The organism is Pseudomonas moorei, from assembly GCF_042846945.1.
Classification (GTDB): domain Bacteria; phylum Pseudomonadota; class Gammaproteobacteria; order Pseudomonadales; family Pseudomonadaceae; genus Aquipseudomonas; species Aquipseudomonas moorei.
Genome location: NZ_AP035776.1, coordinates 4156474 through 4170064 on the forward strand (window position 1 = coordinate 4156474; position 13591 = coordinate 4170064).

Genomic DNA, 13591 nt, shown 5'->3' on the forward strand with positions numbered 1-13591 from the left:
CGGAGAGCTATAAACGAAGTTTTGCCGCGCAGACTGTGCTGGACAAGGCGATGTCGACGTTACAAGACATCGACACCTTTGCCGAACCCCTACTGACCGAGGCGCTCAAGGATCGCTTCGGCGTAGAGGTTGACGTCCACAAGACGTTGTTGTGTCTGAGGCGACCTCTGGACATCGGCGTATTGGAGATCGAAATCTCTACCTTCGAGGTGTTGAAGCTTTCGTTATTGCAGGCCACGTTGCACAACTTCGAGGCACCCGAGTGTGAAGCGGGCGCTTTTCATGAGCAGTCAGGGTTCGTTGTCGAGACCGCCACCCCCGGCACATTCCAGGCTACCGCCCTTAGCCTGACGGTCAGCCAGTTTCTGTCGTTATGCCGCGATCTGGATATCGGCGCCCAATATCAAACCTATGTGAAAGCGTTTTTCCATCAGACGGATACGCAAGCCGAAAAATCCCTTCGTCGCAACTTCATCACCAGCCAGAAAGCGGCGTTGAGGGCTGCCGCTGAACAAGCCTTGTTGAAAAAGGACATCGAACCCGACGACTACACAATGATCCTCTCGGTCATCGACGGTGAGGTCCACCCTCGTCTGGGTGATAAACAGGTGTGGTTTCGCGACCTGATGTTGATGAAGCGCAGAATGACCGGCTGCGTCGTGTTCAGTATCAGCGAACAGTATCGCTACACCGACGAGTTCATCGTCTACATCCCCCACGATCCCGTGCAACCGCTCAGGCGTTGCAGTACCGCGCAGTTGCGTGAGGCATTCAAGCAGCAGTTCACGGCCCGCGATGCGACGCGGCCGGCGAGTGAGCCTACGGACTACCAACGCTTTTTCAGCCAGTTCGTGGCCTACGCTGACCGCCCTTACTACTTCAGCCAGTTCACCCGCAAGGCAGCGGGGGCCGCGACCGACCCGTTGCACTCCATCTGGGTGAAGGTCGCGCAAGTGGTTCCGCCATTTTCCACCATCGCCGGCATCAAGGAGTTGCCTCCCGAGCAACCGTTTGATCGGGAACCGGTCGAGGATCCCTACCTCGATCCCGTTGGCACTACCCGGGAAGGGGTAGCGGGCATCTGGTCTGCTAACACCGACCTGTGGAGTTATCTCTACGAACAAAACCGCGCCAAAGTCATCGCCGATGCGCGCAGTCATGCGGTCCCCACGGCGGATGTCGATGCGAAGGCGCGGGCGGAAAAACTCAATCATCTGCTGCAGTTCGGCATGCTGGGCCTGAACATGGTGTCGATGTTCGTACCGGTGCTGGGCGAGGTCATGTTGACGGTGATGGCTGGGCAACTGCTGTACGAATCGTTCGAGGGCGTGATCGAGTGGAGCGAGGGCGATCGCGTTGCGGCCAAGGCGCATTTGCTTGACGTAGCGGAAAACCTGGCGCTGATTGGCGTGATGGCGGGCGCGGGCCAAGGTGTGGCCCGGCTGGGCGCCGTTAAACCGGAGCCTGTGATTGAGCATCTTGAACAAGTCCGGCGCCCCGACGGCAAGACCCGCTTATGGAAGCCCGACCTGAGTGCCTACGAATGTGACGTGGTGCTTGATCATGACGCCGGCCCGGACGCCCTTGGTCTGTATCGGCTGAACGGCCGGACCTTCATCCGTCAGGCGGGTAAAACCTACGAGACAACCTTTGAGCCGACGCTGAAACAATGGCGAATCAAGCATCCAACCGATGCACAGGCCTGGCAGCCGATACTGGAACATAACGGGCACGGTGCCTGGCGCCATACGATGGAGCGCCCCCTCGATTGGGATCGCCTGACCCTGTTGCGGCGCATGGGTCACACCACCGAGGACCTGACCGACGAACAGTTGCTCAAGATCGCCGATGCCAGCGGTGTCGATGACAATGCCTTGCGCAAGATGCACCTGGATCATCTGCCTCCGCCGCCTGAGTGGACGGAGGCGCTTCGACTGTTCGTCGCCGATCCGGGGGCGCCCGGCACGGTGGCGGAACCGGTGGCGAAGTTGCAGCGTGCTTGCCCTGGACTCGGCGAGTCCGCAGCGAAACGCGTGCTGGCGGATGCCAGTGCCGAGGAGCTGACTCGCTGGCAAACAACGGGGCGTGTTCCCTTGAACATGCTGGAGCAAGCCCGTTGGTATGTACAACAGAGGCGTGTCAGTGCTGCCTTTGCCGGTCTGCACCTGGAGAGCATGGCATCGGCCGACACACAATGGCTGGCGCTGCACTCGCTGGAAAAGCTGCCGGGCTGGTCTGAGAAGGTACGCCTGGAAATACGCGATGGCCACGTTGACGGGCCGCTCATCGATGGAATTGGTAGCCAGACGGCTGCGAGTCGCAAGTATCTGGTCAAGAAAGGGCCGGCCTACCAGGCGTTTGACGAACGAGGCGAAGAACTCAACGGAATACCCCGTGATGGCGACAATTTCTATGCCTCTATCCTGCATGCGTTGCCGGATGAAGCCCGACAGGCGCTGGGCATGCCGCATGTGGGGCAGGGCGCTGATCTGCGCCTGACCATCGTCCGCTACGCCACGGCGCATCGAGTTGAACTGGCCCGCCTGCTGGAGCAGCGCAGCGGCAGGAACTGGGCGTTCAAACCGCCGGTCCGAATCAACGAACGCCAGTTGGGGTATTACGCCAGTGGTCGCGGACAGGGCGTCAATCCTTCGCTGACGACGCGGGTGCAGGATGTTTATCCGGCACTGACGGATCAACAAGCCAACGGGTTCATCCTGGAGCAGTTACGGGCGGGGAAATCCGACGCGCAGATCTACAGCCTGCTGCAGGCGCGGGCACGTGAGTGGGAGCAGCTTCAGTCGACGCTCGATCAGTGGGTCGCAGGGGGGACTGAGCAATCCGCCCTGCATTCGATGCTGGGGGGCAAGGCCGCCGTCGCACGCAACCTCAAGCAATGCTGGCGCAACTCGCCACTGGCCGCCCAGCACCCCCGTTTCAGCACTCTCGAACTGGTTTGCGATGATCCGCTTCCGCCCTTGTCGGCGGACTTTTCACACGTCACCGATCTGCATATCCGTGGGCAGTGGGTCACGGATGCTGTTGTAGAGGGGTTGTCAGGACGGTTCCCCCGGCTGAAAAACCTCAGGATCAATGCCACAGGAAACAGCTTCAGCAATGTACCCGAATCGTTGGGCTCACTGCAGGAGCTCACGGGGTTGAGCCTGTATTCGACGGCTCCCTACGCGGCGGACATGCCGGCGAGGCTGAGTGCCTTGACCAGGCTTGAAGAGCTCAGTGTGTATTCAACCTGGGGCGTTCCGTTGGCCTTGGACGTCAGCCCGCTACGCCGCCTGCGCATGCTCGATGTGCTGGCGCCTAACATGGATCAGTGGCCTGCCGGTGTTCTTGAGCTGCCTCACCTTGAACGTCTGAATCTTCGAGGCACCGCCATCAGAACATTGCCCGACGGCCTCTTCGAGGGGCATGAACGGCTGTGGTCCGGCCTGTCCCTGGACTGGTCGAATTTCCCTCGCGAAAACTTCAAGCCCGCGTATGAGTACGTCAAGAACCATCCACAACACCTGATCGATCTGGACGAGATGGTCCGGGGCTATTGCAGGACTGAATTGAGGCGTCTGGGCGAAGGTCTCGGCAGGTCATCCGAGGATATGTTCAGCCAGTTTCTCAATCAATGGCCGCACGCGCAGGCGAGGTTCGAGGCGATCGAGGCCATGAGCGAGCAATACCAGGTGCTTGACCGGCAACTCAACGATTGGACCCTGCGTTCGATGGAGGCGGGCCTGGACGTCCATGAGGTGGTTGAGCGAACGATGGCAACGGTTTCGCTCAGAGCCTGCTGGCGTAACGGCGCATTCAATCGCTATGGCGCCGCCGCCGAGGCTTCGGTGCTGGATCTGTCGAATCTGGAACTGAGCGGGTTTCCCGAACTGCCGGAGGGGGTATTCCCGCAGGTCCAGACGATGTACCTGAATGGCGCCCAAGCCACTGCCGAACAGGTGCGTGGCTTTGTGCGCGTGTTCAGCGAGCTGCAAAGACTCGACCTGCGTGGCAGCGGATTGACCGACGTGCCGGTTGCGCCAGGCGATCTGGCGAAGTTGACCCGACTGGATCTTTCCGGCAACCGGATCGTCGTCACCCCTGCGGTGCAACAGGGATTCGAGGGTATGCCCGCGCTCCAATACCTGGACTTGAGCGACAACCCGCTGCATACGCTGGATGTCAGCGCCATGGGTCAGCTCAAGGCGGTGAATCTGCGGGCGACGGATCTAAGGGAGTGGCCGACCGGTGCGCAAGATCTGCCGCACCTGACATGGCTGGATTTACGCGACAGCAAGATCGCCTCGCTGCCGGAAGCGGTGTTGCAAGGTGATAGCGTGCTCAAAATCAACCTCGATGGCGCACCGCTGAGTCAGCAAGCGAAGGCCGCGCTCAAAGCCGCCCGAGCGCGACTGGAGATTGCCAAAGGCCTGCCCGCAGGTGCTTTGGAAAGGTTCGCCCGGGAGGCGATACCCACGACGTTCCCGCCCGCCGAGAGCGGCTTCTCGATAGCAGGCGACCTGTTGCCGCTGCCCGAAATCCCGGCGGCAGACGTTGTGCCTAATGCCCGGCTTCTGCAACGGCTGCGACCGAGCCTCGCGGAGGATGAAGCCACCCAAGTGATCGAGCGGATGCGCGCGAACGGTGCCAGCGACGTGCAGATTCGACAGCGCATCGATCATTGGGAGCAGGCACATGCCGCGTTGACGCGTCGGTTGAATGATTGGCTGTACACCCGGGAGTCCCGTGGCCCGAGTTGGGTGATTTCCTCTCGCAGCCGCAGGTTGGGTGCCTTGCGCATTCTCGAATGCTGGGGCGAGGGCCTGATAGCCAGTGACGGCGGTGCCACCTCTGTTCTGAGTCTCAATGGCCTGCAATTGGGCGATCTCCCTGAGCTACCGGTGGACTTGCCCCATGTGGCCAGTTTGAACCTGACCGGGACAAGGCTTTCCGCCCAAGGCTCCAACGGCTTCCTCAAGGCTTTTACCCGGCTGGAAACCCTGGAACTCAACGGTAATGACCTGGACGTGGTGCCCGAGCCGGTCCAGTCCATGGTCACGCTCGAACGCTTGACGGCATCCGCTAACCGGTTGCGTGACACCGAGTCGCTGTTTTCCTCATTGAGCCATCTGGAGCGCTTGCGCTGGCTGGACCTGAGCTACAACGAACTGGATGCCTTCGATGTCTCGTATTTTTCGCAACTTGAGGCCCTTGACCTGCGCAACAACAATTTGACCGAGTGGCCCGACGGCGTGCTGGACGCCGATCACCTCGGGATCCTGAACCTCAGTGGCAACGACATCACGTCGATTCCTGAGCAGGCGCTGGATGGCAGCCATGAAACCCTGATCGCCGGCACCGATCTGAGCGATAACTACAACCTGTTGCCGGAAAGTCTCGATCGACTCAGAAGTTACCGCGAGGCTGGCGTCCATGACACAGTGCTGGGGATTTCCCGTTCGGACCTGGACGAAATGATCGATGATGCTGCTGACCGAGGCGAGGAGTCGGGTGAAAGCGTCGAGCCGGATGAGGAACTGCCGGATGAACAGCCCGACGCTGAACAGAGCAAGCCCTGGTTGTCCAGCGCCGCCTCCGAGGATCTGGCCGGCAAAACGCGGATCTGGAATCAGCTCGCGGCCGAGCCGGATAATGCGGCGTTCTTTCATTTGCTTTCAAGATTGCAGGACACGCGGGAATTCCAGGTGGCGAACGCCGACTTGACCCGTCGGGTGTGGACTGTCCTTGAAGCCGCCGCGAGTAATGCCGAGCTCAGAGAAGTTCTGTTCGCCAGTTCCAATACCCATGGCACCTGTGTCGACGGTCGAATCCTCACCTTCAGTGCGCTGGAAAGCACGGTGTTCACCCACAACGCCTTGCTCGACATTCCTGTCGGGCGTGCGGGGGCAAAAGGTCGGGCGCTGTTGAACCTGTCCAGGCAACTGTTCCGGCTGGACAAGGTCGATGACCTGGCGAGCAAGGCCGCTGTCCATGCCGGCCAGGACCAGGCAGAGGTGCGCCTGGGTTATCGAATCGGATTGACGCGGGGATGGAGCGACGGACTGGACTTGCCCGGGCAGCCGAGACACATGACCTACGCCTCAGGCGTATCGCCTCAACAACTGGCGGATGCGCGCACTACGGTCATGAATGCCGAGCGATCCGATGCGTTCTACGAAGACCTTATCCAGCGCGATTACTGGCTGAGCTACTTGCGCGAGACATACCCTGAGGAGGTGAGGAAAATCGACGAGGCGGCTACGGCGCCAGAGGAGGGTGAGGCGGTTGATGATGAGGCGCTGATAAGCCAGCTGTTCGACCTGGCTGCTACCCGCAATGCCAAGCTGATCGAGCTGTCTCGAAAAGAAGTCGAAGCGATTGAGCATTGGTCGGTCACCGAGCCAAAACCGGGACCTTCCAACAGTTAGGTGATTGTGCCGATAAAGCCTCGCGGTGCCGTTTCTTCCGGCACCGCGAGGCTTTTTTCATGGGCGCTTCAGTCGTCGTAGCCGAGGTTCGGTGCCAGCCAGCGTTCAGTCACACTCAGCTCCTGACCTTTACGCGACGTGTAGCTCTGCATCTGGTCCTTGTCGATCTTGCCCACGGCAAAATACTGCGCTTGCGGGTGGGCGAAGTACCAGCCGCTGACCGCCGCCGCCGGGAACATCGCGTAGTGCTCGGTGAGGAATACACCGCTGCGGCCGGCCTGCATTTCGCGGGCTTCGGGGTCGAGCAGGGCAAACAGCGTGGCTTTCTCGGTATGGTCCGGGCAGGCCGGGTAGCCCGGGGCGGGGCGGATACCGGTGTACTGCTCCTTGATCAGCGCCTCGTTATCGAGGTTTTCGTCCTTGGCGTAACCCCAGTGCTCTTTGCGCACCTGCTGGTGCAGCCACTCGGCACAGGCCTCGGCCAAACGGTCGGCCAGTGCCTTGACCATGATCGAGTTGTAGTCGTCGCCTGCGTCCTGATACGCCTTGGCCACTTCTTCTGCACCGATACCGGCGGTGGTGATGAAGCCACCCACGTAGTCAGTGATCTCGCTGTCTTTGGGCGCGACGAAGTCGGCCAGGGAGAAGTTCGGCTTGCCGTCGGTCTTGATGATCTGCTGGCGCAGATGATGCAGCTTGGCCAAGGGTTTGCCGTCATCGCCGTAGACTTCGATGTCATCGTCGCGCACCTGGTTGGCCGGCCAGAAACCGAACACCGCACGGGCGCTGATCAGTTTCTCGTCGATCAGTTTGGCGAGCATTTCCTGGGCATCGGCGTACAGCGCGGTGGCGGCTTCACCGACCACTTCGTCCTGGAGGATGCGCGGGAACTTGCCGGCCAGGTCCCAGGAAATGAAGAACGGCGTCCAGTCGATGTACTCGGCCAGCACGTTCAGGTCGATGTTATCCAGCACCCGGGTGCCGGTGAACGTTGGTTTGACCGGCTCGTAGGTGCTCCAGTCGAACTGCGGTTTTTTCGCAATCGCTGCGGCGTAGCTCAGGCGTTCGGTGCGGGCGCTGCGGTTGGCGGTGCGCTCGCGGACCTCGATGTATTTCTCGCGGGTTTTCTCGACGAAACCGGCCTTCAGTTCCTTGGACAGCAACTGCGTGGCCACGCCGACGGCACGGGAGGCGTCGGTCACATACACCACCGCGTCGTTGCTGTACTTGGGCTCGATCTTCACCGCCGTGTGCGCTTTGGAGGTGGTTGCTCCACCGATCATCAACGGCAGATGGAAGTCCTGGCGCTGCATCTCGCGTGCAACGTGGACCATCTCATCCAGCGACGGGGTGATCAGGCCGGACAGGCCGATGATGTCGCACTTTTCGTCCTTGGCGACCTGGAGGATTTTTTCCGCCGGCACCATCACGCCAAGGTCAACGATATCGTAGCCGTTGCACCCCAGCACCACGCCCACGATGTTCTTGCCGATGTCGTGCACGTCGCCTTTCACCGTGGCCATCAGGATCTTGCCCTTGGCTTCCGGTTTGTCGCCCTTTTCCAGCTCGATGAACGGGATCAAGTGGGCCACGGCCTGTTTCATCACGCGGGCGGATTTCACCACCTGCGGCAGGAACATCTTGCCGGCGCCGAACAGGTCGCCAACGATGTTCATGCCGGCCATCAGCGGGCCTTCGATCACCTCGATCGGGCGGGCGAAGGACTGACGGGACTCCTCGGTGTCTTCAACGATATGGGTGGTGATGCCCTTGACCAGCGCATGTTCCAGGCGCTTGTTGACGTCCCAGTTGCGCCACTCTTCGGTCTCGGCTTCCTTGACGCTGCCGTCGCCCTTGTACTTGTCGGCGATGGCGAGGAGGGCGTCGGTGCCTTCCGGGGTACGGTTGAGGATCACGTCTTCCACGGCATCGCGCAGCTCCACCGGGATCTGGTCGTAGATCTCCAGCTGACCGGCGTTGACGATGCCCATGGTCAGGCCGGCGCGGATCGCGTACAGCAGGAACACCGAGTGAATCGCCTCGCGCACCGGGTTGTTGCCACGGAACGAGAACGACACGTTGGACACGCCGCCCGAGGTCAGCGCATACGGCAGCTCGTCGCGGATGTAGGCACAGGCGTTGATGAAGTCCACAGCGTAGTTGTTGTGTTCTTCGATGCCCGTGGCCACGGCGAAGATGTTCGGGTCAAAGATAATGTCTTCCGGCGGGAAGCCGACTTCGTTGACCAGAATGTCATAAGAGCGTTTGCAGATTTCTTTCTTGCGCGCTTCGGTGTCGGCCTGGCCGGCTTCGTCGAAGGCCATCACCACCACCGCGGCGCCATAGCGCTTGCACAGTTTGGCGTGGTGTATGAACTGCTCGACACCTTCCTTCATGCTGATGGAGTTGACGATGCCCTTGCCCTGGATGCACTTGAGGCCGGCTTCGATCACTTCCCACTTGGAGGAGTCGATCATGATCGGTACGCGGGAGATGTCCGGTTCGCCGGCAATCAGATTGAGGAAGGTCACCATGGCCTTCTTCGAATCCAGCATCCCTTCGTCCATGTTGATGTCGATCACCTGGGCGCCGGCCTCGACCTGCTGCAGGGCGACTTCCAGGGCTTCGGTGTAGTTGTCTTCACGGATCAGGCGGGCGAACTTGGCCGAACCGGTGATGTTGGTGCGCTCGCCGACGTTGACGAACAGCGAGTTGCGATCGATGGTGAACGGCTCCAGGCCCGACAGGCGGCAAGCCTTGGCGATCTCCGGAATCTCGCGCGGCTTATAACCGGCCACGGCTTTGGCGATGGCTTCGATGTGGCCCGGCGTGGTGCCGCAGCAGCCACCCACGATGTTGAGGAAGCCGCTTTGGGCAAACTCTTCAATGACCTTGGCCGTTTGCGCAGGCAGTTCGTCGTACTCGCCGAATTCGTTGGGCAGGCCGGCGTTCGGGTGCGCCGAGACGTGGGTGTTGGCCTTGTTCGACAGTTCTTCCAGATACGGGCGCAGCTCGCTGGCACCCAAGGCGCAGTTCAGGCCGACAGAGATCGGCTTGGCATGGGCCACGGAGTTCCAGAACGCTTCGGTGGTCTGGCCGGACAGGGTTCGGCCGGAGGCGTCGGTGATGGTGCCGGAGATCATGATCGGCAATTCGATGCCCAGTTCTTCGAACACACCTTGCACGGCAAAGATCGCGGCCTTGGCGTTGAGGGTGTCGAATATGGTTTCGATCAGGATCAGGTCGGCGCCGCCTTCGATCAGGCCTTTGGTGGACTCGGTGTAGTTCTCCACCAGCTCATCGAAAGTCACGTTGCGGTAGCCAGGGTTGTTCACGTCCGGCGACAGCGAGCAGGTACGGCTGGTCGGGCCGAGCACGCCGGCGACGAAACGCGGCTTGTCCGGGGTTTCCAGGGTCTTGGCGTCGGCCACCTTGCGGGCCAGCCGTGCACCTTCTACGTTTAACTCGTACGCCAGGCCCTGCATGCCGTAATCGGCCAGAGAAATCTGAGTGGCGTTGAAGGTGTTGGTTTCCAGAATGTCGGCGCCGGCATCCAGATAGGCTTTTTCGATACCGGCAATCACATCCGGGCGCGTCAGGACCAAGAGGTCATTGTTGCCTTTGACGTCGCTCGGCCAGTCGGCGAAGCGTTTGCCGCGGTAATCCTGCTCCTCAAGCTTGTAGCTCTGGATCATCGTGCCCATGCCGCCATCGAGAATCAGAATGCGCTCTTTGAGGGCGTGCTTGAGAGCTTGAAGGCGAACGCTGCGATCGGACATTTGGACTACTCGGTAAGGCCATGACGAAGGCCCGGGATAATAGCAAACCTGTGCGCTTTTGGAGCATGTCCGGATTTAACGTGAATATCGCTCATGTTGGCAGGGCGGCCGGACCGGTAGAATCGCGGCGTTTTTTAACGATCGGGACCAGGGACATGTCGTATCGCGTCGTCATCAGCATTGCATTGCTGTTTATAAGCTGGGGCGCCGTAGCGCAAAGTCCCGCTGTTTCTACGGGCATTTCCTACACTCGCGACATTCAACCGATCTTCACTGAAAAGTGCGTGGCCTGCCACGCCTGCTATGACTCTCCCTGCCAACTCAACCTGGCCAGCGGCGAGGGCGCCGCTCGCGGTGCGAACAAATCCCTGGTTTATGACGGTAATCGCAGTCAGGCCGCCGCGCCGACCCGGTTGTTTTATGACGCCTTCGGCAAACGTGCCTGGCAGCAAAAGGGCTTCTATTCGGTACTTGACGCCCAGGGCAGTCAGGCCGCGCTGATGGCGCGGATGCTCGAATTGGGCCATCAGGCGCCCATGCAGCCCTATGCCAGGTTGCCCGACGACATTGTCCTTGGGCTGAACCGGGAAAACATGTGTGCCATGCCGGCGGAGTTCGATGGTTATGCCGGCTCCCACCCGAAACAGGGCATGCCGCTGGCCGTTACCGGCCTGACCGATCAGCAATATCAGACCTTGCAACGCTGGCTAGCCTCCGGCGCGCCCATTGATGAGCAAGGCCTGGAGCCCAGCGCGAACGAGGCCTTTCAGGTGATGCAATGGGAGAACCTGCTCAATGCGCCGGGTGCACGGCAAAGTCTGGTGGGGCGCTGGTTGTTCGAGCACTGGTTTCTTGCTCACCTCTATTTCAAGGACGGCGAACCCGGGCATTTCTTCCAGTGGGTGCGTTCGCGTACGCCGAGCGGCCAGCCTATCGACCTGATCAATACCCGCCGACCGAATGACGATCCCGGCAGTCAGTTCTATTACCGCCTGTGGCCGGTGCAGGGCGTGATCGTGCACAAGACCCACATCACCTATCCGCTGAGTGCGGCGAAGATGGCGCGCATAAAGAGCCTGTTCTACAACGGCAACTGGCAGGTCAACGCGCTACCGGGCTACGGGCCGGAACGCCGGGCCAATCCGTTTACCACGTTCGAAGCCATCCCGGCCCAGGCGCGTTATCAGTTCATGCTCGATAACGCCGAGTATTTCGTTCGCACCTTTATTCGCGGTCCGGTCTGCCGGGGGCAGATTGCCACGGATGTGATTCGCGATAATTTCTGGGCATTGTTCCAGGCCCCGGAACACGACCTCTACATCACCGACCCGAACTACCGCGGCCAGGCGACGCCTTTGTTGGCAATGCCCGGGCAGAACGACGACGTGGGCAGTGTCCTGAGCCTTTGGCACGACTACCGCGACAAGCGTAACGAGTACGAAGCCCTGCGCCGGGAAAGCTACGCCGAACTGCCGCCGCCGAGTTGGTCGAGCCTGTGGGCCGGTAATGACAACGCGTTGTTGAGCATCTTTCGCCATTTCGACAGTGCTTCGGTGACCAAGGGCCTGATCGGTGACGTGCCGCAAACCATCTGGCTGTTCGACTTCCCGTTGCTGGAGCGCACGTACTATCAGTTGGCGGTGAATTTCGACGTGTTCGGCAACGTCTCGCATCAAGCCCAGACGCGCCTGTATTTCGACCTGATTCGCAATGGCGCCGAGCAGAACTTCCTGCGCCTGATGCCGGCCAATTCCCGCGACCGTTACCTGGATGACTGGTACCAGAGCAGTGGCAAATTCAAGATGTGGCTGGACTACGAATCGATCGACGACGACACGCCGACGGCGCTGAAACTCGATCCAGATGACCCCAAGCGCGATTTCGCCATGCAGTTGCTGGCGCGCTATGGCGAGCTCAACGCCAATCCGGACCCGATCAATCGCTGTGACGGTGCCTACTGCTCGCGACCCAACATCGACCCGGACCTGCAAGGCGCCGAACAGGCCTTGAGTCGCCTGGCTTCACGCCCGGCGGCCGGACTCAAGGTCATCGACCAATTGCCCGAAGCGACCATGTTGCGCGTCGAGGCCGCGAGCGGCCAGCGTGTGGTCTACAGCCTGCTGCGCAACCGGGCGCACAGCAATGTGGCGTTCCTGCTGGGCGAGTCGCTGCGCTATCAGCCGGGGCTCGACACGCTCACCATTTATCCGGGGGTCATGAGCAGCTACCCGAACTTCATGTTCAACATTCCCGCCGAGCAAGTCCCGGCCTTTGTCGACGCCATGGAAAACGCCAGGGACGCCGACAGCTTCGAGAAGATTGTCGAGCGCTGGGGTGTAAGGCGCAGTCACCCGCAGTTCTGGGAGTACTTCCATGACCTGAGCCGCTACATCCACGAAACCGATCCGGTGGAAGAGGGCGTGCTGGACATGAACCGCTACGAGAACCTTTGATCAACCTTTGACACGATGGGCCGATGCCGGACGCTTTAGGCGCCATGTCGAAATCCTTTCCCGAGCGCAACAGACTGTTCCTATGTGATGATCGCGGTTTGTTCTGCCATCATCGGGTCGGGATCATGGCTAAGCTACGAATGGGTGGAAAAATGCAGCTATCGGTGGCTTAAAGTATGGAATGACGGCGAACCGGAGAGCGAGGTGGCTTCGGTTCTTTCCCGACAAAAATACTAGGACTTTGTCCGGCGCGATGATTGGCGTAAACTGCGCCCAAGCCTGCGAGGAGTTTCCATGACCGCTATAACCATCACCGACGCCGCCCATGATTATCTGGCTGATCTGCTCTCCAAGCAGAACACCCCGGGCATCGGCATCCGCATCTTTATCACCCAGCCTGGCACCCAGTACGCCGAAACCTGCATTGCCTACTGCAAGCCGGGCGAAGAAAAACCTGAAGACACCGCTCTGGGGCTGAAAAGCTTCACCGCTTACATCGATTCGTTCAGCGAAGCTTTCCTGGACGATGCGGTCGTCGACTACGCCACCGACCGCATGGGCGGCCAGCTGACCATCAAGGCGCCAAACGCCAAAGTTCCGATGGTCAATGCCGACAGCCCGATCAACGAGCGCATCAACTATTACCTGCAAACCGAGATCAACCCGGGGCTGGCCAGCCACGGCGGTCAGGTCAGCCTGATCGATGTGGTTGAAGACGGCATCGCCGTTCTCCAGTTCGGCGGCGGTTGCCAGGGCTGCGGCCAGGCGGACGTCACCCTGAAGGAAGGCATTGAGCGCACCCTGCTTGAGCGTATACCTGAGCTCAAGGGTGTTCGTGACGTGACCGACCATACGCAGAAAGAAAACGCCTACTACTAAGGCGTTCGCTGCGAAAAAAGACGGCGCTGTGGCGAGGGAGCTTGCTCCCGTT

The 13591-nt window shown here is 60.4% G+C and carries 4 protein-coding genes; 3 read left to right on the forward strand and 1 reads right to left on the reverse strand.

The features are described from left to right. Positions 1 to 50 precede the first annotated feature (50 nt). Entirely contained in the window at positions 51 to 6428 is a 6378-nt protein-coding gene (locus ACGJAX_RS19625) for an NEL-type E3 ubiquitin ligase domain-containing protein (RefSeq protein WP_390955787.1), read from the forward strand. Between the two features lie 68 nt (positions 6429 to 6496). On the opposite strand, the gene metH is transcribed toward ACGJAX_RS19625, so the two are convergent. Continuing rightward, positions 6497 to 10207 (reverse strand): methionine synthase, encoded by a 3711-nt coding sequence (metH, locus tag ACGJAX_RS19630; protein ID WP_390955788.1) that lies wholly within the window; start codon positions 10205 to 10207, stop codon positions 6497 to 6499. A 155-nt stretch (positions 10208 to 10362) separates the two neighbouring features. Here metH and ACGJAX_RS19635 point away from each other — a divergent pair, with 155 nt between their 5' ends. Together ACGJAX_RS19635 and nfuA are read left to right on the forward strand one after the other, a co-directional pair. Then, the gene (locus tag ACGJAX_RS19635; protein ID WP_390955789.1) at positions 10363 to 12660 is read left to right on the forward strand and encodes a fatty acid cis/trans isomerase; all 2298 of its coding nucleotides are present in this window, start codon (positions 10363 to 10365) and stop codon (positions 12658 to 12660) included. A 294-nt stretch (positions 12661 to 12954) separates the two neighbouring features. Next, positions 12955 to 13539, forward strand: a complete 585-nt coding sequence (nfuA, locus tag ACGJAX_RS19640) for a Fe-S biogenesis protein NfuA (protein WP_024781251.1) — start codon at positions 12955 to 12957, stop codon at positions 13537 to 13539. Positions 13540 to 13591: the final 52 nt, after the last annotated feature.

Bases quoted from the DNA above. Each gene is read 5' to 3' on its own strand.
- ACGJAX_RS19625 (WP_390955787.1), top strand. From the start codon at position 51: ATGTCGACGTTACAAGACATCGACACCTTTGCCGAACCCCTACTGACC.
- metH (WP_390955788.1), bottom strand. From the start codon at position 10,207: ATGTCCGATCGCAGCGTTCGCCTTCAAGCTCTCAAGCACGCCCTCAAA.
- ACGJAX_RS19635 (WP_390955789.1), top strand. From the start codon at position 10,363: ATGTCGTATCGCGTCGTCATCAGCATTGCATTGCTGTTTATAAGCTGG.
- nfuA (WP_024781251.1), top strand. From the start codon at position 12,955: ATGACCGCTATAACCATCACCGACGCCGCCCATGATTATCTGGCTGAT.